We start from the raw sequence: 22780 nt of genomic DNA, 5'->3' as shown, positions 1-22780 counted from the left end.
CTCAAATTTCTGTCTGCTCGTCGGGTTTGAGCTTTCATAAACACGCTGCTCATGCGCAACGGCGTCGTTGATCGTAGACTTGGTTTCTGCGGACTGCTGCATCGTAGAAGGTTCCCTCTCGCCCGAGTTTCCAAGCTGCATCAGAATGCATACGGCCCTGTGCAGCATGAGCCAATCCGCCTGCTTTGCACACTCGCTCAACCAGTCGCTCCCTCTGGCCTTCACCCTTGACTCTGGAGAGTTGGCCGATCGACGATCATTCCACGAAGGCGGTGCTAATACGGCGACGCGTGATCAGCTTAGCCCCTCTTTGCTGTGCATCATCAGAGAATACAATCGTAGTATTTCCTTACCTTATGATCTGCGAATGAGCGACATTAATATCAAAACGCGAGACCATACAATATATATCGAGCAAACTGCATAAACATCCTTTAAGTTTATGTTAAGGTATATCGCAGAACTTTGAAGACCTACCGCTGCAAAAAAGGGGATGTTCCCCGCCGTATCGGGCGCATCAAGGGCGGGCTGAACTCCAAGCTGTATGCCGTCTGCGACACCGACGGTCGGCCGATCGTCGGAAGGCCAGAGAGCAACCACAAGGGGCGCCTGTCTCGTCCTCGACGCCCTGCCGCCCGCTTCAAGCCTGATCGCGGATACGACGGCGCCTGGTTCCGCGAAGAACTCCAAGCCAGAGGGCATCGTGCCCTGCACGCAGTCCAACCGCAGCCGCAAAGTCCCTTACGACCACGACAAACTCCTCTTTCACCAGCGGCACAGGTTCGAGAATCTTCGCCAAGCCCCATGGATTGGGGACGCATCGCAACGCACTAAGATCGATGCGCCAAACCTTCTTCTCGGGCCCCTTTCGCAGGCCGCGTCGTCTCCGCTTCCATCGCCATCGCCCAGGAGTGCCGAGGCCGCAAGCTCATCGCCGTACAGCAAGGCGGTTAGCCAACCCTTGCGACCACCAATAGCTCCTTCCCATAAGTCGGCGGAGAATACAGATAATCGCTGTACTCTGCCTCAACCGAAAAGGCGCTGCGCGCCAGCAAGTGGCGCAGTTCCCAACGATACGTCCAACGCAGCACCAGATCACGCGTCTCCTCGCGCAATGTTTCCCCCTTATCTCCAACTTCCGAAAAGCGCCAGACATCGCGCTGTATCTGAGCAAAGAGATCATAATGGGTGTTCAGTAGTTGTCGGACAAACCGCCGCCCGCTGGGCTCGTCTATGGCAGTGCGCGACCGGGGAATCACCAGTTTTTCCGACAGGATGTCAACGTGGGAGTCGTCAAGATCGAGCACGAGCCTGCCGCCGGGCCGAATGTGCCGGTGAATGGCCTCCAATGCACTGATCTGCAAGTCACTTGTCAGAAGGTACTGAAACGAGTGAAAGGGCACCAAAACGACATCGAAAAGCTCACCAAGTTCAAGGTCTGTCATGTCCTGCTGCACAAACCGTAGTCGTTGTTGCGCCGCGGTAGGAATCCTGGCTACCTTGTGCTTCGCAATTGAAAGTAGGCCCTCCGATAGATCGACTCCGGTGACATTGAAGCCAAGCTCTGCGAGCGGCAATGCCACTCGCCCGGTTCCACATGCCAGTTCGAGCACGTTTCCGCCGGCTTCACGCGCAACCCCGGCGTAAAAATCGATGTCCCCGACCGGCGTCTGCGGCATCTTAGGGCTATAGAAGGCGTCGTAGGACTGAACAAAAATTGAATTGTCGGCGTCGTCGTAAAACCGTTTCAAAGTACTCTCCACGATTGGGCTCTGTAGGATCCGTTGCGAACTGGCCTTTTTGGCCAGACAACATTGTGTAAAAGGGTCGCTATCCGTTGCGGATACGCATGGAGCGAGCCGCCTTCTTGCTGGGACTCGGCGACGCTAGTGTAAAGGCTTGGGTACATACGACGACCGCGGATCTCGATGTAGCCTCATCAGTCTGCCACTTGCTAGTGACGGTTCGCAGCGGCCGGTTGGACCCTTCCAGCAGTTGAGGCGAGAAGTGAACAATCCAGCAATGAATGGTGGAGAGATCGACCGACCGGCAAGCCTCGCCCAGGCTGAGCTTGGGAAAGAGATGTATTGACGGCGGCAACAGCGTTGTATTGAGCGCGGTCATTGGACGATTCTCCTCGCGTCGTGATACGTTTACGGACAACCATGCATGCATCGTGCCATCGAGATACTCATTTAAAACAATATCGTGGGGCTCATACCGATTCTTCGATGTCAGACACGCGACAATTATTGTTCAGAAGAGCAGAGTGGTCTGTCCTCGGCCAAGCGGTTCTTCACAAACGCGCTGGCACGTCATGTGTCGGACCGGACCGCGGCGCATCGACGGTAGCGACCAATCAGCAGGCTATCGTCGCGGATACCACGCAGGCCAATGCATGGTGCCCAACCCTGACCAGCTCCGCCCGGGCGAACGCTGACCGCCGCGCATTACATTGGGGTCTGACGCAATCTCGATGATGCCGGCTATCCTCCCGCACCAATCTGGCCTGCAGGAGATCCCATACATCTGCCGCTTCACGCTTCACCACAACGCGCCGAAGGACAAGATGTTCAAGGTCCATGTCGCCGGCTACAGGCGCGGCCTCACCAAGCTATCAAGCGGTCGCTGCGACGCCGGGCCGCCGTCGAACCGGTCATTGGCCATCTCAAGCAGGATCACCGCATGGGCCGCAACTTCCTGACCTTCTCCGAAGGCGACGCCAACAACGCCATGATCGCCGCCATCGGCTACACCTGTATGGGGGCGATGATCGTCAAGCTTACTCTTCGTTCGTTTCCTCATCTCCTGGTTCGGCCAGTTGGCGACCATCTCCTCGTCCCGACCTTGGGCTTCGAACGGGCCGCCGCGCGCAGTGACGGTCAAGGGTGGGCCGCAGGCCCATCGCGCAGCGACTTGTCCTTGACGGCCACGAGCACGGCGGTAGGCCTTGTCGGGTCGGGTGAGCCCCTTTGTTGCGGGGGCCAAAACGCCGACGACAGATTCCGAGGCGAGCTCGCCGAGCCAGGCGCGAAGGTCGCGCGGCAGACTTGTATGCGGTAGATCCCCTGTGGATCTGAACCATGATGCAGCATGCGCATCGGTGGCGAAGCTCCGGGGCGGCGGTCCCATTCTTCAGAACGGCCTTGTTCTGCTCTTCCAACGTGCCCCTCATCACGCCGCACGCAAGACGACGCCCTGCGGCACCTCGCCGGTGGTGACGAGACGCCACAGCGCAATCAGCAGCTTGCGAGCCAGCGCCACGATCATCGTCTTGCGTGTGGTTTTGCGGCCATCAGCCGTTCGCGCCTGGTACCATTGGGCGAGGTCGCTGTCCTTCTGGAAGCTCAGAACCCGCCACGCCAGTTGAATCATGCCGCGCCTCACGCGGGCATTGCCGAAGCGTGCCAACCCCTTCTCGCGCCGGCGTTGGCCGCTCTCGTCCGGCGACCCCGTCAGCCCGGCATAGCGCGCCACGGCGCGGCGATCGCGCAAGCAGCGCGACAGGGCCTCGTGGACCAGCATGTCGGCCGTCTCGACGCCGATGCCGATTATCCGCGCGATGAGGCGTACCATCGCGTGCAGGCCGCTCGCCGCCGCAACCGGGGCGGCCGCCAGCCGGCGCAGGCGTTCCTGCTCGATGGTGCGGATCTGCTCACGCACCAGGCTGAGCCGCGCAAGCAAGCGGGAGAGCTCGGCGCAGGTGTTGTTCGGCAACGGCGTCCCCTCCGCCGTGCGGATGGCCGCGAGCCTGTCCGCCGCGCTGCGCAGGCTCAAGCGGAGGCTGCGGATGCCGCGGCGGGTGAGGACCGCCTTGATGCGGTTGACGAGCCGCGTCTGCTCGCCGACCAGGCTCTCCCGCTCGCGGCTCGGCCGTCGCGCGTCCTCCTCTTCGATGGTCGGGATCGCAGCCATGGAGCAATGGCGCTTCTCGCCGCGCAGCCAGCCAAGAAAGGCACGCATCAACAGCTCGGTGTCGAGGCGATCGGTCTTGGCGCGGCGGTGCTCGCGCGACACCGCAACGCTGGCGGGATGGATGGCCGTATGCCTCGATGCCGTGCGCCCGCAAAAGGCGCGCCAACCAGAAGCCGTCGCCAGCCGCCTCATAGGCGACGGCGATGCGCTTGAGCGGATGCCCAGCCTGGCCGGCTTCGTCGCGCCAGCGCTGCAACAGCTTCAACAGTGCTGGCGCATCGGCATCGAGCTTCTTGAGCGGCTGGCGTTTGGGACCCGGAACAAGCGCGGCGACCAGCCACTTCGCCTTGCTCATTTCGATGACGGCGATGATCGTGTTATCCTGCTCAAGAGCGGTGAGGGACCGGCTCGCGTCAAAAGATTGCGACATTGGGACACTCCTTCTGCTGGATGTTCTTGGGACGCCGAAGGATGCCACACCCTCGCCGCTCGCCCCATATCATCTTCAGCCTCTTGCTCAACTGGCTTTTGTTTGCCTTCTTCCTGGCCTGCTTCGCAACCCCTCCGGCCTCACCGGCCCAGCCACGATCAGCCTGACTTCCGCAGCTCAACCGGATAGCCTCTGAAGCGGGGCTCGCCTTCAACACTGTGCCGAAATGGCTTTCTTCACGGGCGACTACTTAGAAAAGCGCCCTGCCGGTAGGGAGGAATACCGGCAGGGCGCGCCGCGCAAAGGCCCCAGTCAATGGGAGAGACTGGACCGCTGCGACAAGAATTGAGCCTTGTCAGAATTCTCGCGCTCAAATCCCTATCGCCTCGTAGGCGGCGGCGATCCGGCGAATAGAGACGACGTGGGCACCCCGTTCTGTAGTCGCCGAGCTCCGGCTGTGCCTCTAGCAGGTCGGCTATATTTACCCAAGTGCTGCGCATGATGTCTTCCAGGCCCGAGCGAACCAAATCAATCTCGGCACCCCCTTCAAGAAATTCGTCGCGCATTTCGGCGGGAAACGGGTTGCCTGTCATCCGCTCGAGCGCAGTGGCGATCGTGTGGTTGCGCCGCTCCCGCCGCCGCCTCTCCATCAAGCCGAACTGAATGTGGGTCAGGTTCTTCACCCACTCGAAGTAGCTTACCACCACGCCGCCCGCGTTGACGTAGAGATCAGGAAGGATTGTCACGCCTCTCGAGCGCAGTATCTGGTCGGCCTGAAAGGTGATCGGTCCATTTGCGGCTTCGACAATGAAGTGCGCTTTGATGCGCTCGGCATTTTCACTGTGAATGGCATTCTCCATCGCCGCGGGAATAAGGATGTCGCACGCTTCCTCGATTCCCGTCATGTCGCCCGGGAAGGACTTGGCACCGTCAAAACCTAGAATGCTGCCGGTGCATATGTGATGCTGCTTCAACGCCTCGACGGGAAGGCCTTCTGGGTTGGCGACATATCCGTCGCGTTCGGCAATGACTAGAACGCGCGCGCCATCTTCTTCTGAGAGGAATTTGGCAGCGTGGTAGCCCACATTGCCAAACCCCTGAACGACCACAGTTGCCGCCTTCAAATCTCGCCGTCCCGCAATCCCGGGCGTACGCGGATCGCCAAGATAACTTTGGATGGCGAACTGCACGCCGCGGCCTGTCGCCTCTATGCGTCCGGCGATTCCTCCTTTGGACAGCGGCTTCCCCGTCACGCAAGCGCGCGCATTGATGACGTCGGTAGGGTTGGCACGACGGAATTCGTCCATCATCCAGGCCATTTCCCGCTCGCCGGTGCCCACGTCCGGAGCAGGTACGTTGAGCCCGGGGCCGATCAGACCGCGTTTGTTCAGCTCCTGAGTGAACCGGCGGGTAATCCGCTCGAGTTCTTGGGGTGTCCATTCGCGCGGATCAATCTTGAGAGCGCCTTTTGATCCTCCGAAAGGCACATCGGCCAGTGAGCATTTGAGCGTCATAAGGGCTGCAAGCGCCTCTACCTCTTCGGCATCGGCATCGGGCGCAAAGCGGATGCCGCCCTTGACCGGCTCGCAATGTTCGCTGTGCACCGAGCGCCACCCGACAAAGCTATACATGCGGCCGCGCAGCCTGACACCAAAACGTACGGTGTAGGTCGAGTTGCATTGAACGATCCGCTCGGCAAGCCTTTCCGGAAGCTCGAGGAAGGACATCGCGTGACGGAAATTCTTGTCTACGCTCTGCAGACACTCGTGGTGGAGGCTATCATTGCTCGTCTCGAGAGGACGTGCCAGTGGTTGCGGCGTTAAAGCCGACGGGTGATGGGGTTTTCACGATCGCCGCTCGATGATCCTCGCCAGGCCCATACGAAGCTCGCAAACTGTCTTTGCACACGGTCCATATCTCCTTTGACGGTCTAGGGAGTTGCAGGTCAAATCTCGACATTCAGGTCAGGGCCTCCACGCACAGAGCGACGCCCATGCCGCCGCCGATGCACAGCGTGGCAAGGCCCTTCTTGGCGCCGCGGCGGCGCATCTCGAAAACCAGCGTGTTGAAGACGCGGGCGCCCGACGCGCCGATCGGATGGCCGATGGCGATGGCGCCGCCATTGACGTTGACGATCGACGTATCCCAGCCCATGCCCTTGTTGACGGCGCAGGCCTGCGCAGCGAAGGCTTCATTGGCCTCGACAAGGTCGAGGTCCTTGACCGACCAGCCGGCCTTCTCGAGCGCCCGCTTCGAGGCGGGAATAGGTCCGGTGCCCATGATCGCCGGATCGACGCCGGCCGTCGCCCATGAGGCGATGCGCACCAGCGGGGTGATGCCGCGCCTTGTGGCTTCAGCCTCGCTCATCAGCAGCGCGCCGGCGGCGCCGTCATTGATGCCCGACGCGTTGGCGGCGGTCACGGTGCCGTCCTTGTCGAAAGCCGGCTTCAGCTTGGACATGGCGTCGATGGTGGCGCCGTGGCGGATGTACTCGTCCTGGTCGACGACAGTGTCGCCCTTCCTGCCCTTGATCGTGAAGGCGACGATCTCGTCCTTGAACTTGCCGGCCTTCTGCGCGGCCTCGGCCTTGTTTTGCGAGGCCAGCGCAAACTGGTCCTGGTCGTCGCGGGTGATCTGGAACTGGCGGGCGACGTTCTCGGCGGTGTTGCCCATGTGGTAGCCATTGAAGGCGTCCCACAACCCGTCCTTGATCATGGTATCGATCATCTTGTAGTCGCCCATCTTGACGCCGGCGCGCAGGTGCTCGGCGTGCGGCGACAGCGACATCGATTCCTGGCCGCCGGCGATGATCACAGTGGCGTCGCCGGCGGCGATCTGCTGCATGCCGAGCGCGATGGCGCGCAGGCCAGAGCCGCAAACCTGGTTGAGCCCCCAGGCGGTGGTCTCCTTGGGCAGGCCGGCATTGATCGACGCCTGGCGGGCGGGGTTCTGGCCCTGCGCGGCGGTCAGCACCTGGCCGAGAATGACCTCGTCGACTTCACCCGGCTCGACGCCGGCGCGCGCCAAAAGCTCCCTGATCACGACGGCGCCAAGCTCATGCGCCGGGGTGGCGGCGAAGGCGCCGTTGAAGGAGCCGACAGCCGTGCGTGCGGCGCTGGCAACGACGATTGAGGTTTTGCTCATATTGCTTCCTCTATTTTGGAACTCGCGACACCAGCCAGCACACCCGTTTCAGTTGACGATCGTTGCTTCGGTCGCGCCGCGGAGGTGGTCGTCGGTCACGCCGTCGGCGCACTGCACGAGCTTTAGCCCGCCCTCGACGACATCGAGCACGCCAAGATTGGTGATGATGCGATCGACCACGCGCTGGCCGGTAAGCGGCAGCGTGCAGGCCTTCAGCACCTTCGACTCTCCGCCTTTGTTGGTGTGGTCCATGACGACCACCACCCGCTTGACCCCGGCAACCAGGTCCATCGCCCCGCCCATGCCCTTAACCAGCTTGCCTGGGATCATCCAGTTGGCGAGGTCACCGCTCTCCGAAACTTCCATCGCGCCGAGGATAGCCATGGCTATCTTGCCGCCGCGGATCATTGCGAAGCTCTGCGCGGAGTCGAAGAAGGCCGAATGCGGCAGTGCCGTCACCGTCTGTTTGCCGGCATTGATGAGGTCGGCGTCGACCTCGTCTTCGGTCGGGAAGGGACCTATGCCAAGCAGGCCGTTCTCCGACTGCAGCGTCACGTGAACACCCTCGGGAATGTGATTGGCGACCAGTGTCGGAATACCGATGCCGAGATTGACGTAGGTGCCGTCTTCAAGTTCGCGCGCGGCCCGCGCCGCCATCTGGTTCCTGTCCCAAGCCATTGGTCTCTCCCTGCCCTTAAGCTGCCGCGCGTGTCGTGCGCTGTTCGATGCGTTTCTCGTGCTCGCCCTGGACAAGGCGATGCACATAGATTCCGGGCAGGTGGATCTGATCAGGATCGAGGCTTCCGGCAGGTACGATCTCCTCGACCTCCGCGACGCAAACCCTTCCGCAGGTGGCAGCTGGCGGGTTGAAGTTGCGTGCTGTCATGCGAAAGACGAGGTTGCCGGAGGTATCAGCCTTCCACGCCTTCACAATTGACAAGTCGGCAAAGATGCCGGTTTCAAGCACATACGTCTCGCCGTTAAAGCTTTTGTGCTCCTTGCCCTCCGCGACCAGAGTGCCCACGCCGGTCTTGGTATAGAAGCCGGCGATGCCCGCGCCGCCTGCGCGCATTCGCTCAGCCAACGTCCCCTGCGGACTGAATTCGAGCTCCAGTTCACCGGTCAGGTACTGGCGCATGAACTCGGCGTTCTCGCCGACATAGGACGAGATCATCTTCTTGATCTGCTTCGTTTTCAGGAGTACACCGAGGCCGAAATCATCGACCCCGCAGTTGTTCGATGCAATCGTTAGGTGCTTAGTGCCCGCTTCACGGACTGCACTTATCAAGAGCTCCGGAATGCCGCACAGCCCAAAACCTCCTGCCGCAATCAACATGCCGTCAAACAACACACCTTCCAGAGCCTTGCCAGTATCGCTATAGAGCTTGTTCACGTAGCTTGCCTAAGTATTGGTTAGAAATTCATTATTGACGCGAGTCGCCTTGCCGATCGCGCCGCCCGAATAGGTATTCATTGTGGTCGTTGCGGATAGCCTCGCGAAAGCGTCAGATATTGCGCATTGTCCCCGTGCGAGCTGCGGCAGTGCGTGTCACGGCGACTTTTGTGCCCATCGGACATGAAACAATACCTGGCGGTCTAAATCTAATCGGAATGGCCCTCGCGCGCGACAAACGAAAGTTATTCCGAGCGGCGACGATTTATGATCTGGGCGACTCTCAGACCATCCCGCGTGGCCGCAGGCCGATTCATGGATAGGCATTGTATCGGCCCACTCCGGAGGCGGCGCCGGTAGCGAGCGCGCCCGCCCTTCCCCTTTTGTACAACATGATTGATAGCGGGACTGTTGGAACCTTTTGGCTACCGGTGCTATGGCACGCTTTCGAGATTTTCTTAGGATTAGATGTTTAGGGGGCCACCCGATCGTGTCCCGCGGCGTGGAGTAGCTGGCGGCATTAGTCGCCGTGCTCTCCGGCATGGGCCGGGCTGATCAGCGCGCCACGGCTGGCAGGCTGATCAGGGGATCATCCCTCATCTGGCTGATCGTTTCCAGAGTCATATATCTGGCCCGCTGCACTGCCCATTCATCGTTCTGTTCGAGCAGGATTGCGCCGACGAGGCGCACGATCGCATCGTCGTTCGGGAAGATTCCGACGACCTCGGTGCGCCGCTTGATCTCGCCGTTGAGACGTTCGATCGGATTCGTCGAGTGGAGCTTGGCGTGATGTTCCTTGGTGACGGCCCCCTTGAGGCCTTCGTGAGCATCGGAGACGACGAGCTTGACGCCGCGCAGGCCGCGACGTGTCAGCTTGCGCAGGAACACTGTCCAGACGGCTCGGCCTCCGAGGTGCCAATCTCCATGCCCAGTACCTCGCGCCGGCCGTCCGCGTTGACGCCGACGGCGATGATAACGGCGACCGAGACGATCTGCCCACCGCGGCGGACCTTCAGGTAAGTGGCGTCGATCCACAGGTATGGCCAATCGCCCTCGATCGGCCGCTCGAGGAAGGCCTTCACCTTCCCGTCGATCTCCTCGCACAGCCGCGAGACCTGGCTCTTGGATATGCCGCTCATACCCATGGCCTTGACCAGGTCGTCAACCGACCGGGTCGAGATGCCTTGCACATAAGCTTCCTGGATGACGGCGGTTAGCGCCTTCTCGGCCATGCGGCGCGGTTCGAGGAAACCTGGGAAGTAGCTTCCCTTCCTGAGCTTCGGGATGCGCAGCTCGACCGTGCCGGCCCGCGTCTCCCAGTCCCGGTCGCGGTAGCCATTGCGCTGGGCGAGCCGCAGCGGGTTCTTCTCGCCATAGCTGGCGCCGGTGGCCGCGCCCACCTCCATTTCCATCAGTCGCTCGGCGGCAAAGCCGATCATCTCCCGCAGCAGATCGGCATCCGGGGTCTTCTCCACGAGCGTGCGCAGGTTCATCATGTCGTCGGCCATCGGTGGTCCTTCCGAAATGGGTTGGCGTCAACAACCAAACCATACCGGAAAGCGCCGATGACCACCCACACGCCGCTCGCTCGCTACAGCGCTACTAACGGCGCGCTCGTGAGCGGCTTCGCTACCGCCGAGCTACACCTGTATGGGGCGATGATTGTCAAGCTTGCTCCTGGTTCGTTTCCTCATCTCCTCGTTCGGCCGATTGGCGACCATCTCCTCGTGCCGACCTGGCTTCGAACTGGCCGCCGCGCGCAGTGACGGTCAAGGGTGGCTGCAGGCCATCGCGAAGCGACTTGTCCTTGACGGTCACGAGCATGGGCGGCCGGCTTTGCCGGGTCGGGTGGAGCCCGTTCCGGTGGGGCCAAATGCCGACGACAGATTTCCGAGGCGAGCTCGCCGAGCCAGGCGCGAAGGTCGCGCGGCAGACTTGTATGCGGTAGATCGCAGTGGATCTGACCATGATGCAGCATGCGCATCGGTGGCGAAGCTCCGGGGCGGCGGGGCCCATTCTACGTCGGCGGTCCGAACGACCATGTGTAGCTTCGGGTTGCCGCCACCTCGGATCGTCATCCGCAGACCCTGCTGCGGGCCTGCCAATTGGGGTGTGCGCGTGGTTTTGCGGCCGTCGGTCGTGCGTGCCTGGAACCATCGGGCGAGGTCGCTGTCCTTCTGGAAGAGGAGAAAGCGCCAGGCCAACTGGATCATGCCGCGCCGCACGCGGGCATTGCCGGCGCGCGCCAGCCCTTTCTCGCGGCGGCGTTTGCCGCTCTCGTCCGGCGACCCCGTGAGGCCTGCGTAGCGCGCCACGGCGCGGCGGTCGCGCAGCTTGCGCGACAGCATCTCGTTGACCAGCATGTCGGCGGTCTTCGACGCCGATGCCGATGATCCGCGCGAGCAGGCGAACCATCGCGTGCGGGCCGTTCGCCGCAGCCGGAGCCGCCGCCAGCCGGCGCAGGCGCTCCTGTTCGATGGCGCGGATCTGCGCGCGCACGAGGTTGAGCCGCTCAAGGAAGCGGTAGAGCTCGGCGCGGGTGTTGTCCGGCAGCGGCGTTCCCTCCGCCGTTCGGATGCTCTCCAGCCTGTCCGCCGCCTGGCGCAGGCTCAGCCGGAAGCGGACGCCGAAGCGGGCGAGGATCGCCTTGATGCGGTTGATGAGCCGCGTCTGCTCGCCGACCAGGGTCCCCCGCTCGCGGTTCGGCCGCCGCGCGTCCTCCTCTTCGAGTGTCGGGATCGCCGCCATGGAGCAATGGCGTTTCTCGCCGCGCAGCCAGCCGAGAAAAGCGCGCATCAAAAGCTCGGTGTCGAGACGATCGGTCTTGGCGCGGCGGTGCTCGCGCGACACCGGAACGCTCGAGGGATGGATGGCATAGGCCTCGATGCCGTGCGCCCGCAACCAGCGCGCCAGCCAGAAGCCGTCGCCGGCCGCCTCGTAGGCGACGGCGATCCGCTGGACCGTGTGCCCGGCCCGGCCGGCTTCGTCGCGCCAGCGCTGCAGTAGCTTCAACAGTGCTGGCGCGACGGCATCGATCTTCTTGAGGGGCTGGCGCTTGAGACCTGGAATAAGCGCAGCGACGAGCCACTTCGCCTTGCTCATTTCGATGACGGCGATGATCGTGTTATCCTGTTTAAGAGCGGTAAGGGACCGGCTCGTGTCAAAAGATTGCGACATGGGACGCCTCCTTCTGATGGCGGTTGAAACAGCGAAGGATGCCACACCCTCGCCGCTCGCCCCATAGCATCTACCTGGTGGGACACGAGCGGGCCACGGGCCACCAGCCCGACCGGTCAGTGTTGCTGCTTTGCGTGCCCCGGTATGTGGCCATCTGGCCCGGCCGGGGCTGTCCTGCAACGATGGCGATCGACTGATAGATCGATGATGCGATCCTGGCGCTGCGTTGGGTGGGACGTCGACTTCAAAAGGAAGGTCATCGCCGACCGCCGAAGACGGCGCCGCCATCTCCGACGCCAGCGCCTTCGCCGGCATCGGCTTCCAGATCCTCGGGCTGCAACTCCTTTTGGGCAAGAAGCATGGCTTTGCGCTCCGAGAGACTGAGGAGTCGCAGGCGGATCGAGGAGGGCTCGGCGCCCTCCCCTTGCAACAGCGGAGCGCGACACATCAGGCCCCCTCTTCCCAATTCTTCTGTCGGCCGTCTCGAAAACTTCGTCAGGGCGTGGAACCTCTGGACTTGTTGCCCGCCAGAAAAAATGGAATTACGTTACTTCAACGCGGACCATACCAGCTCCAGTGTCGATCCAAACGTCCTTGTCCAGCTTTCCAAGAATCCTTGCTATCACGATCATTTCCGAGCCGCTCGGCGCTTTCGCAATCGATGTAACATTTCCAATACAAACATTATCCGACCAAACTGGAGCATGAATCTGCGGCTCCGCCGGTGCCGCTTCGACAGTTCGCAGTACTACAATCCTGGTGACCTTCTCAGTCTCAGTGGGGCCGAGCACCGCAGGAAAATATGCGTTGACATCCCGCCCCCATCGAACAATTCCTTTGGCTACTCGCAGCTGCTCGACTGCCGATGCACCAACTGGGGTGAACTGTGCGAGGCCGGACTTACCGTGCTGCAGCACGGATTGATAAAGGGTGATCGCATATTCCGTCGCGCAGAGAATGATAAATTCTGAATCCACCGGCGCTATCGTCACAGGAACTACGCCGATATAGCCTCTATGTGTCTCCGCAAGTTTGTCGAAGCCTTTGAGCGCGCACATGACTTTTTCTGCTGCTGCTCCGGCGATCAAAAACTGCGCCCAACCTGAGGTCTCATCACTAATCGTGCTCGCCCTCGCCACACGCGATAAGAGCCGATGGAGCGCCGGAGCCTCAGCTGGCTCCGCAAGGAGCAGCCAATCGTCCGAGCCCAGTGGAAGCGCGGTGGGTATGCTTTCAACGCCGCCTCGCGAATTCATCAACGTCAACTTCTTGGCAGTGCTTCCGTTCTCAGGCGACCACTCGGAAGCTATTTTTCTTAGCTCATCCGTCGTTCCGTAGCCTCTGACGCGTATCTTGCCGAAATAACTTTGGTCCACCAAACCAGCGGCTGAACAGAGCAGCGAAACCTCGCTGGAGGTCTGGTCGTTGTCAGGGTTGCCAAACGATGTTGCGACTTCCCAGCCACAAACCGGCTGGAAATTAGCGCCCTGCGCCTGAAGCAGAGAATGAACTGGAGATAGCCGTACGTCTCTGGTTTCGGATATTTGTGCGGACTTCGAGAAGAAATAGCCCGAGCTAGTTAGATCAGGACCAGTAAGACGCAGCCATTCTTCCGACCCTTCAAATCCTTGAAACCGGCATATATCAACGTCCGTTAGATCCTCAGTTGGGGCGCCCTGCGTGATTAGCTCGGCGATCTGCCGGCCTGCCATGAGGCTTCCAGCAATACCCCCGGAATTCATGCCGGCCAGTGTATAAAAACCCTTTGTCTGGTTTGCCTCGCCGAGGATGTATCGATGATCGGGCGTGAAAGCTTCTGGTCCATTAATAAATGTTTTTATCTCAGCTGAAGAAAAGATCGGAAGTCGCTCGACAATTCTATCAACGTATGGGGTGAGCTGCTCCCAGCATTCGGGGAGAAGGCCAAAAGAAAAATCGCTTGGTAGATCCGAAAGGTTCATTGTCTTTGCATTCTGATCGAACACCCCGAGTAGCAATCCCCCGACCTCCTCACGTCCGTAAAAGAGTTCGCCATCAGAGCGAAAGCCTGGAAGATTTTTTGGTAATCCTTCAATTGGCTTTGTAATCACATAGAAATGTTCGTTTGCGACTATGGGCAGAGACAAATCCACCATAGCTGCAATCTCTCGCGCCCAAACCCCTGCGCAGTTAATAACAATCTCGCAATTTATGTCCCCCTCTTCCGTCGATACCGCTCGGATTCGGGAGTTATCTGATGTAATCGAGGTGACTCGGGCGTTCTCGAACACCTTCGCTCCATGGCGCCGCGCTAAGCGCAACAACGCTTCTGTGAACCCCGCCGGATCGACGCGGTAAGCGTCAGGATTCCATAGGCCGCCGAGCAGCCCACCCGGCGACAAAATGGGCAACAAATTTAGCGTTTCATCAGGAGTCAGAGTTTCAAGGCGAATGTCTGCGCTTCTTCCGTGAGCTGACATTCGACGAAATTCGGCCATACTCTCTTCGTGGTAGGAGAAGACCATCCGTCCAATTACTTTTCGGCCAACGCTAAGGCCCGACTCCTCCTCGATGCGCTGAATTTCGCTCTGCGCATAGCGGAATTTCCGAAGATCGGCAGGATTCACGCTGGTCGCTGTAAATCCAGCAGCGGAATGCCAAGTGGTGCCACTTCCGATGGCGTTGCGCTCTAAGACTACAATGTCTGTCCAGTCCAGTTTCGTGAGGTGATAGGCCACGCTCGCACCGACCGCTCCTGCGCCGATCACGACGACTTGAGCGTGGGAGGGAATTCTAGACATAGGTATGCTCTCGCTTGTATCGATTTACGGTCTCGAACTCTAAGTCCCATACGATTGAAAAATCATCCTTGTTTTGTTATGAAGGCTCCAGGTTAGTTATGATAGAGCGCCTCGCAGGTGGCTCTTGAATCAGCGGCGTCGTTCTTCTGACTATGCTGTACGTCATGGCCGAACTCTATCTCATTTCCAAGCCATTGAAGCAGCGCCAGAACATCCTTCCGCTGCAGCGGGTAGCGGGGTGCCGTAATGGCTAACCATCTCCGCATAGGTCCGGTTGAGACCGCGGTCGTAGCAATCGAGGCTGGTGACGGCTGCGTTGAGATTATGCAGATTTGAGGCGAGCTCGCTGGCTCTTTGGTGTTTTGGCGAAAGTAACCGGTATTGATTCTATTCTGCAGCGATGCCTGCGCGGCTTGGTGCTCGGTGTGAACAGTGGAATCCACAGGACCAAATCGATGAAGTACTGCACGATGGTGAGCGCGGTCAGTAGCCATCCGGTCCATCAGAGTTATAAACGTTGCAAGTTGCTTATTGTTCATCGCCCGATCGCGCTGGCCGTCCGAGGTGAACAGTATTCCAGCCGGTCGGTTGTCACTTCTCCGGATGATCTGCTACAGCCGATTTGTTGAGCCAGATCTGAAGGTACAACGCCATTAAGTTTTGTCGTCGTGACAAGCAAGGAGTGCGAAGATCCCCCCAGGCGTTTACGTCACCAACGCCCTTGAGCACTGGAACTTGCGACAGACCCAGATTTGGCCGCCACAGCCGGCTCTTCCGAGACCTTTGTCGCCGGAGCGCGCACATGGCAGGCGACGACGCGCCCGTCTGCCATCGGCACCAAAGGCGGAACCTCAATGCGGCATCGCTCGATCGCGAGCGGGCAACGCGGATGAAACGCGCATCCCTTTGGCGGATTGATGGGGCTCGGCACCTCGCCTTCCACGGGCGCCTCCAGCCGAACCCGCGTCGGATCCGGCACCGGAGCTGCCGCGATCAGCGCCTCGGTGTAGGGATGGACCGGTTTGGCGAACAGCGCCTCGCTCGGGGTGAGCTCCACGATCCGCCCCAAGTACATGACCGCAACGCGATGCGCGATATGCTCCACGACGCCAAGATCGTGCGAGATGAAGACGAAGGCGATGCCCATCTGCTGCTGGAGATCCAGGAGCAGGTTCAGGATCTGCGCCTGCACGGAGACGTCGAGGGCTGACACTGCCTCGTCGGCGATGATGAGCGAGGGGTTGAGCGACAGGGCGCGTGCAATGCCGAGCCGCTGGCGCTGACCGCCCGACAATTCGGAAGGGAGCCTGTGCATCATTTCGGGCGACATTCCGACTTTTCGGAGAAGGTCCGAGGCAAGCGCGTTGCGCTGCTTACGGCTGAGACGTTCAAAATTCTCGACGGGTTCGGTAATAATTTGCCCGGCCGTGAGGCGCGGATTTAGCGACGAGTAAGGATCCTGAAAGACCATCTGCATCCGACGGCGCCACGCGTGAAGCGCGTCTTTCTTGAGACCGGCAATATCGGTCCCGTCGATCAGTACGCGCCCACCCGTCGGCTCAACGAGGCGCATCAGGAGCCGCGCCACCGTGGACTTGCCACAGCCGGATTCACCGACGATACAGAGTGTCTCACCCGCCTCAACGGAAAAGGATACATCCTCCACTGCCCGGATCACCGGAATGCTTTTCTCGAAGATTCCTGAGCCAAGCGGATAGTGCTTGGTCAGGTTCTCGACTTTCAGCAAAGGATTACTCATGCGCCCATCACCTCTTCGGCGCGCCAGCAAGCCGCGGCATGGCTCGACCCAACATCACGCAGGGGGGGCCTCTTTTCGCGGCAAATATCTATTGCGAACGGACAGCGAGGCGCGAAGCTGCAGCCCACAATGGGCTCGCGCAGGCTTGGGACAATGCCGGGGATTTCTGGAAGGCGGCGCTGGCGGCCGCGCCGACGGTCAGGCACCGATCGCATGAGCCCCTGAGTGTAGGGATGCGCCGGACGCGCAAACAGATCTATCACGCTCGCTTGTTCTACGATTCGGCCGGCATACATCACAATTACGCGCTGGCAGGTCTCGGCTACAACGCCGAGGTCATGCGTGATGAACATGACGGCCGTGCCCGTTCGCTCTTTCAAATCGACAATGAGCCGCAGGATTTGTGCCTGGATGGTGACGTCAAGCGCAGTCGTCGGCTCGTCGGCGATCAATAGTTCCGGAGAACAGGCAAGAGCCATGGCGATCATGGCGCGCTGGCGCATGCCCCCTGATATTTCGTGGGGGTAATTGTTGACGCGCCGCTCGGGGTCGGCGATGCGGACGAGGCGAAGCATCTCCTCGGCCTTCACCATGGCAACGGACCGCGAGGCCTTGGTGTGGATCTGCACCGCCTCGGCGATCTGGTGGCCGACCGTATAGACCGGATTCAGGCTCGTCATCGGCTCTTGGAAGATCATAGCGATCTGATCGCCGCGGATCTGTCGCATCTCGCGGTCGGACAGCTCAAGGATATCGCGCCCGTGAAAGCGGACCTCGCCACCGACAGTCCTGGCGGTCAGCTTCGGCAGCAGGCGAAGAATGGAGAGAGCGGTGACGCTCTTTCCGCATCCAGATTCGCCGACGACGCCGAGCGTTTCTCCTTTCTTCACCTGGAAGCTGATGCCGCCCAGGGCGCGGGTGACGCTTTCCTCGCCGTAAAAGTGCGTTTCAAGGTCGCGAACGTCGAGAAGCACATCGTTCCCTCCGGTTTGATGCATCTGCACGTTAGCGCCTCCGCTTGGCGCGGGGATCGAACAGGTCGCGCAGACCGTCGCCGAGCAGGTTGACAGCAAGGACCGTGACGGCAAGACAGATACCGGGGGCGAAGATCGTCAATGGGGCGATAGCAAGATACAAGCGCGAACTGGCGATCATGTTGCCCCAGCTGGGGATCTCGGGCGGCACGCCAACGCCGAGGAAGCTCAGCCCTGCCTCCGTCAGGATCGCGCTGGCGCAGACGGTAGCGCCCTGGACCATTAGGGCCGGAATGGTGCTTGGCAGGATATGCCGCCACAGCACCTTGGGCAGGCGCGCACCGCCGCAGAGCGCGGCCTCCACATAGGGACGCTCACGAACACCCAGAACCACAGAACGAACCAGCCGCGCGACGGCTGGGGTCTCCGGGATCGCGATGGCGACGATGAGGATGCCGATGCCGGGGCCTGTCAGCGAGATTAGGGCAACCGCCAGCAAAATGGTCGGGATGGACATCAGGCCGTCCATGACCCGCATGACGACATTGTCGAAGCTGCGGCTATAGCCGGCGATGACACCGATCAAAAGCCCAGCAAGAGCCGCGCACGCCGCCGACAGCAGTCCAACCATGAGGGAGATCCGAGCGCCGAAGATCGTTCGGGCAAACACGTCCCGGCCCAGATTGTCGCTACCGAACCACATCTCGGCGGAAGGCGGCTGGAGGCGCTTGAATGGATCCATGTTCACCGGATCTCCGGCGTAAAGCGGGGCGGCGAGCGCCAGAATGATCAGGAGCGCCAGGAGGCCGCCGCCTGCAAGAACAAGCGGATGCCGCCTTGCCAGACGAGGCAGGTCAGATAGTCGCAGACGGCCCGTAGGGACGTATTCAACTGGTGCGGAGAGGAGCGTCATATCAGTACCGGATTCGGGGATCGATCAGCGTATAGGCAACATCGACCGTGAGGTTGATCAAGACGTACAGACCCGAAGTCAGGATGAGTACGCTCTGGATTATGGGATAGTCGCGATTGTTGATCGCATCGACGACCAGACGACCGATACCGGGTATGTTGAACACCGTTTCCGTGAGGACGACTCCGCCGATCAGATAGGCGAAGCTAATGCCGATGACGGTCAGGATGGGGACGCCGGCATTTTTCAAGGCATGGTGGAAAAGCATGGCATAGGACGAAGCACCCTTGGCCGCGGCCGTTCGCATATAGTCTTCCGACAGGACCTCAAGCATGCTCGCCCGCGTAACCCGCGCGATGAATGCAATGTAGCCGAGCCCCAACGCTACGGTTGGCAGTATCAGGTGCACAAACCAAGGGCCGAGGCCACCATCGATCGGGACGTACCCCTGGACCGGCAGCCAATGCATCCTGATGGCGAAGAAATAAATGAAAAAATAGCCGATGACAAAAACAGGGACGGAATAACCAAGTGCCGAAAAGGCGGCGAGGAGGCGGTCGACGAGCCCGCCAGTTTCCCACGCGGCAAGGATGCCGAAAGAGACCCCGACTGTCACCGAAAGGATCATGGTCAGGATCGACAGGGAAAGGGTTGGCTCCAGTCGCTGCGATATCAGTTGGAGAACCGGTCGCCCAGTGAAAATCGAGGTGCCGAAATCGCCGCCGAGCATGTCCCGCACCCAACGTATGAACTGAACCGGCATAGGATCGTTCAGGCCCAGCTGCTCGCGGATGCCGGCGATCACATCCGCCGTTGCCGACCTGCCGGCAATAATGGCCGCCGGATCGCCCGGCGCCAGCCTGAGAAGCAGGAAGATGAAGATTCCGACCACCGCCATGACGGCGATAGTCGAGACCATCCTGCGCAGGATGTAGGCACCCATCAAGTGGAAGCTTTCTGCATGTTCCACATTGGGAAACCGTAATTGCCAGGGACCTCGAGGAGGCCGGTAAGCGCCTTCCGGTGGGCAACTGGATAGACAGAGCGCCCCAGCAGAACGCCGCCGACGAAGTCCCACCATACTTTTTGCATTTTGCGGGCCAACGCCTTGCGCTCTTCCATCGTTCCGACATCTACCCATTTGGCCCGAAGAGCCTCATATTCCTCGTTCTTCGGCCAGCCGAAATAGGCCTCTTCGCCATTAGCGAGCAAGAAGGGAGTGTTGACCGGATTGTACCCGCTATAGTCAGAGATGAAGATGTTCCAGCCCCCATTCTCGACGGGACCCTTGTTCGCCCGACGCTGGGTAAGCTCACTAAAGGACATCGGCTCGAGTGCGGCGTTGCCTCCAATCTTGCGCAGCATGTCCGCCAGAAGTTGCGAGGCATTGCTGGCCTCCGGCCAGTCCGTGGGTTGGAGGATGACTATTTTCTCGCCGGCATATCCAGCTTCCTGCAAAAGTTGCCTGGCCTTTTCAGGATCGCCACCCTTTCTGAACCATCCGGTATTCTCATCATTGGAATAAACGGGACTGTTTCCAAATATAGAAGACACTGTTTGGGTGAATCTTGGGTCCGGATACGCGACGCGCATGAACGCCTCCTGATCGACCAAGTGAAGCACCGCCTGTCGCGCTTTTACATTGTCGAATGGTGGCTGTAAAAAATTCATGCGCACGAACATTGTTGCGCTCGCCGTACTTAGAACTTGGAGCTCAAGATTCGGATCGCTTTCGATCACCGGGTAGAGATCGGCGGGTGGCGTCCAGACGAGGTCAGTCTCACCTGCCTGCAAGGCCGCTAAAGCGGTCTGTTGATCGGAAATAACTTGCCAGATCGCTCGATCGACCTTGACTACCTTTCCGCCGGCGAACCCGTCGGCGGGTTCCAAGCGGGGTACATATTGTTCATTTCGGTCGTAGGTGAAGCTTGCGCCAGGCTTGGCTAGAGCCTCATTGAATTTGAACGGCCCAGATCCGATATTCGAAGTGACTTGCTCGGTGGCGGGACGATCTGCATCTTTCTCCTGCATGATAGCTAGGTAAAGTCCCTCCACCAGCGCATCAACTAGAATCCCCAGTGGCTCCTTAAGAGCGATCGCGAAGGTCTTCTCGTCTTTTTTCGAAATATCCTTGGCCCTGGCCATGATTAGCTTTCCACCAGCGTCCGCCTGGCCCCAGCGTCGTATCGAGGCCACACAGTCCGCTCCGGTGACTGGGCTGCCATCATGGAAGGTTAGGCCGTCGCGGAGTTGGAACGTGTATGTCTTCTTGTCGTCGGAAACGCCCCACTTTTCCACCATTTGCGGCTGCGGTGCCCCTTTGAGGTCAGGTGCGAACAGCGTGTCATAAACCGCAAAGCCATGCATGCGTGTGATGTCAGCCGTTGATAGAATCGGATCGAAGACCGTGAGGTCAGCCATCACCATTCGCACCGCCCGAGCGTCATCTGGTGATGCCTGCGCCCGAAGCATTGATGGCATTGATAATGCCGTTCCGGCGGCCATGCCTGCCTTGATCAAGTTACGTCTAGAGATTGTCATGTTCTGTTCCTCCTCTTTTTTTGTCTTCTGGTGCTCATCCAAGAGCATTGGCTATATTCTTATGGAAGCGCCGGCAGAATGCCGCCGGGCGGTGATTTCGGGACTGGCAATATCGTGCTCGGGCCAGAAGCGCGACTTCGGGTAGTCGAACTGATTTTTTCTGTAGTAGCCAACGCCGGGAGTATTCACGAGCACTGGTGTAGCGAGACCGGCGAAATTGAGAGCGAAGTGAAAGCCCGATTTAACAACTATGAAATCAAGATTTTCGATAACTATATTCTGGCTCGTGAAAGCAGCCGGATCAGTAGTATCGGCCGGCTTTGTGGTCAAAAGTACATGGATGCGTTCATCCACCTTTAGAACGGCCGTTGGTCCCATGGCACAGAGGTCGCCTCCGCCGACGGGACCCTCCACAACGAAATTTCCATCGCTCACGTGTTCAACTCGCCCGGTGATCAATCGAGGCGTGAATCCTGGCGTGAAACCTGCACCGACGGACAGCGTAACAGTTGCACCTACACCAGCCTCTATCACCCGAGCCGCTGCGACGGGATCGGTGATCGGTACTGCACCGCGCAGTCCCTGATAGCCATCGAGCGCTGCGGAAAGCAAAATAGTGCCATCTCCCGGCGCCCCCGCAGCGACCCGGTCGCCCATATCGCCGATCGCAAATGGCCGTTTATCCGGCGAACTCCGCACACGCTCAAAGACGTCGTCAACTGTCAGGAGATCGTCCTTGAAGCGCTCACGTTCGACCCAGAAGCGGGTCGCAAGGTCCACCGCTAGGGACGGTGTGTCGGCGTCGGGACCATCGCTCAGAATGGTGATAACCTGGCCAATTTCGTCATCATCGGTAAAGCGGAACACGTTGTAGATCGAGATATCTCTAATCGATGGATGCAGAGCCGCGTATTCGCGTGCTTTTGCATGAATTTCGGCCAGCGGGCCGGAAGCGGTTTCAGCCGCACCGGGCAATATCATTGGCACCCGCGCGGAAACCGTGACCGGCTTCAGCCGTCCTTCAAGTTGCTCGATCAGAAGTTCTGCAACTTTCTGGCCACATTCGACAAAGTCCGAATGAGGGTTTTCCTTGCAGGCAATACAAATGTCGGTGTTGTCGAGCATACGGGGCGTGATATGGCCATGAAGGTCGAGGCCGATGCCGATCGGCACATCGGGCCCGGCGACATGGCGAAGCGCCTCGAGAAGGTCGCCTTCAGCATCCGGCGTTTCCGTCGTGCCCATCGCGCCATGAAGGTCCAAACCTATTGCATCAGGCTCGATGCGTCGAACTGCATCAATGAGTTCATCGCGCATACGCACAAAGAAATCATGATCGACAAGGCCACCGGCGCCCCCGTTTGCCGAAAAGACCGGTTCAATTCTGGCACCCGCCGCGACAAGCGTTTCAGTCAGTCCCTTCAGCACGCCGGCTGGCGATCTTAAGATGTCGTGGCCACGTTCCACCACGAAGAGCTCCTCGTCGGTAAGCCTTAGGTTCAGCCTGTGGGATTCGTGGCAGAAACGGGCAACAAGAATGCGATAAGGCTTTGAGATTTCTGGCACTCGATTAATCCCTGTTTTGTAAGGTCGTGGCCGAGTCAGCTAGGGGGAATGCGGGAATCCGGTACTGAATCCTCATCGTATGGCAGTCAGTCGAAGTCATCAGCCAGTTCGCCATATCGGTCCAAAAAGACGCCAAAAGCATTCTCCATCGCCGAGAACTCGTCGTCGGTATTGACCATGGACACGGT

General features: G+C 59.9%; 14 protein-coding genes and 4 pseudogenes. All 18 read right to left on the bottom strand.

Going from position 1 to position 22780, the window contains the following annotated elements:
* Nucleotides 1-950: 950 nt before the first annotated feature.
* Entirely contained in the window at nt 951-1751 is an 801-nt protein-coding gene (locus tag NKK50_RS30845) for a class I SAM-dependent methyltransferase (protein ID WP_352544333.1), read from the bottom strand.
* Between the two features lie 79 nt (nt 1752-1830).
* Nucleotides 1831-2124, bottom strand: coding sequence for a hypothetical protein (locus tag NKK50_RS31440; RefSeq protein ID WP_502896581.1), 294 nt, complete (start codon nt 2122-2124; stop codon nt 1831-1833).
* Between the two features lie 468 nt (nt 2125-2592).
* The gene (locus NKK50_RS30835; RefSeq protein WP_352544332.1) at nt 2593-2886 is read right to left on the bottom strand and encodes a hypothetical protein; all 294 of its coding nucleotides are present in this window, start codon (nt 2884-2886) and stop codon (nt 2593-2595) included.
* A gap of 288 nt (nt 2887-3174) precedes the next feature.
* Nucleotides 3175-4345 (bottom strand): annotated as a pseudogene (locus tag NKK50_RS30830) (IS110 family RNA-guided transposase).
* A gap of 370 nt (nt 4346-4715) precedes the next feature.
* Nucleotides 4716-6072 (bottom strand): annotated as a pseudogene (locus NKK50_RS30825) (Glu/Leu/Phe/Val family dehydrogenase).
* 232 nt (nt 6073-6304) lie between these two features.
* On the bottom strand, nt 6305-7489 hold the full coding sequence (locus NKK50_RS30820) for an acetyl-CoA C-acetyltransferase (RefSeq protein WP_352544330.1): 1185 nt from the start codon (nt 7487-7489) through the stop codon (nt 6305-6307).
* Nucleotides 7490-7537: 48 nt separating this feature from the next.
* The gene (locus NKK50_RS30815; protein ID WP_352544329.1) at nt 7538-8167 is read right to left on the bottom strand and encodes a 3-oxoacid CoA-transferase subunit B; all 630 of its coding nucleotides are present in this window, start codon (nt 8165-8167) and stop codon (nt 7538-7540) included.
* A 16-nt stretch (nt 8168-8183) separates the two neighbouring features.
* A complete protein-coding gene (locus NKK50_RS30810; RefSeq protein ID WP_352544328.1) occupies nt 8184-8882 on the bottom strand; it encodes a CoA transferase subunit A in 699 nt (232 codons plus the stop codon).
* A gap of 555 nt (nt 8883-9437) precedes the next feature.
* Nucleotides 9438-10390: pseudogene (locus NKK50_RS30805) on the bottom strand (IS256 family transposase).
* A gap of 306 nt (nt 10391-10696) precedes the next feature.
* Nucleotides 10697-11230, bottom strand: coding sequence for a transposase (locus NKK50_RS30800; protein WP_352544336.1), 534 nt, complete (start codon nt 11228-11230; stop codon nt 10697-10699).
* Nucleotides 11231-11573: 343 nt separating this feature from the next.
* Nucleotides 11574-11984, bottom strand: a pseudogene (locus NKK50_RS30795) (transposase); the annotation flags it as partial.
* Nucleotides 11985-12601: 617 nt separating this feature from the next.
* Entirely contained in the window at nt 12602-14839 is a 2238-nt protein-coding gene (locus NKK50_RS30790; RefSeq protein ID WP_352544327.1) for an FAD-dependent oxidoreductase, read from the bottom strand.
* 709 nt (nt 14840-15548) lie between these two features.
* Nucleotides 15549-16598, bottom strand: coding sequence for an ABC transporter ATP-binding protein (locus tag NKK50_RS30785; protein WP_352544326.1), 1050 nt, complete (start codon nt 16596-16598; stop codon nt 15549-15551).
* A complete protein-coding gene (locus NKK50_RS30780) occupies nt 16595-17596 on the bottom strand; it encodes an ABC transporter ATP-binding protein (protein ID WP_352544335.1) in 1002 nt (333 codons plus the stop codon). Before NKK50_RS30780 ends, NKK50_RS30785 begins: the two co-directional genes overlap by 4 nt.
* A gap of 7 nt (nt 17597-17603) precedes the next feature.
* Nucleotides 17604-18485: an ABC transporter permease gene (locus NKK50_RS30775; protein ID WP_352544325.1), complete on the bottom strand. Its 882-nt coding sequence runs from the start codon at nt 18483-18485 to the stop codon at nt 17604-17606.
* A gap of 1 nt (nt 18486) precedes the next feature.
* On the bottom strand, nt 18487-19428 hold the full coding sequence (locus tag NKK50_RS30770) for an ABC transporter permease (protein WP_352544324.1): 942 nt from the start codon (nt 19426-19428) through the stop codon (nt 18487-18489).
* On the bottom strand, nt 19428-21026 hold the full coding sequence (locus NKK50_RS30765; RefSeq protein ID WP_352544334.1) for an ABC transporter substrate-binding protein: 1599 nt from the start codon (nt 21024-21026) through the stop codon (nt 19428-19430). The genes NKK50_RS30770 and NKK50_RS30765 overlap by 1 nt, the downstream gene beginning before the upstream one ends.
* Nucleotides 21027-21077: 51 nt before the next feature.
* A complete protein-coding gene (locus NKK50_RS30760; protein ID WP_352544323.1) occupies nt 21078-22592 on the bottom strand; it encodes a M81 family metallopeptidase in 1515 nt (504 codons plus the stop codon).
* Between the last annotated feature and the right edge of the window lie 188 nt (nt 22593-22780).

This window comes from Mesorhizobium sp. M0001, from assembly GCF_040324255.1.
Classification (GTDB): domain Bacteria; phylum Pseudomonadota; class Alphaproteobacteria; order Rhizobiales; family Rhizobiaceae; genus Mesorhizobium.
The sequence above is the reverse complement of the archived record's forward strand: the minus strand, read 5'-3'. Positions and strand labels throughout refer to the sequence as shown.

Coding starts and splice junctions, on each gene's coding strand:
- NKK50_RS30815 (WP_352544329.1), bottom strand. CDS start 8,167: ATGGCTTGGGACAGGAACCAGATGGCGGCGCGGGCCGCGCGCGAACTT.
- NKK50_RS30765 (WP_352544334.1), bottom strand. CDS start 21,026: ATGACAATCTCTAGACGTAACTTGATCAAGGCAGGCATGGCCGCCGGA.
- NKK50_RS30800 (WP_352544336.1), bottom strand. CDS start 11,230: ATGCTGTCGCGCAAGCTGCGCGACCGCCGCGCCGTGGCGCGCTACGCA.
- NKK50_RS30790 (WP_352544327.1), bottom strand. CDS start 14,839: ATGTCTAGAATTCCCTCCCACGCTCAAGTCGTCGTGATCGGCGCAGGA.
- NKK50_RS30775 (WP_352544325.1), bottom strand. CDS start 18,485: ATGACGCTCCTCTCCGCACCAGTTGAATACGTCCCTACGGGCCGTCTG.
- NKK50_RS31440 (WP_502896581.1), bottom strand. CDS start 2,124: ATGACCGCGCTCAATACAACGCTGTTGCCGCCGTCAATACATCTCTTT.
- NKK50_RS30770 (WP_352544324.1), bottom strand. CDS start 19,428: ATGGGTGCCTACATCCTGCGCAGGATGGTCTCGACTATCGCCGTCATG.
- NKK50_RS30820 (WP_352544330.1), bottom strand. CDS start 7,489: ATGAGCAAAACCTCAATCGTCGTTGCCAGCGCCGCACGCACGGCTGTC.
- NKK50_RS30785 (WP_352544326.1), bottom strand. CDS start 16,598: ATGAGTAATCCTTTGCTGAAAGTCGAGAACCTGACCAAGCACTATCCG.
- NKK50_RS30780 (WP_352544335.1), bottom strand. CDS start 17,596: ATGCATCAAACCGGAGGGAACGATGTGCTTCTCGACGTTCGCGACCTT.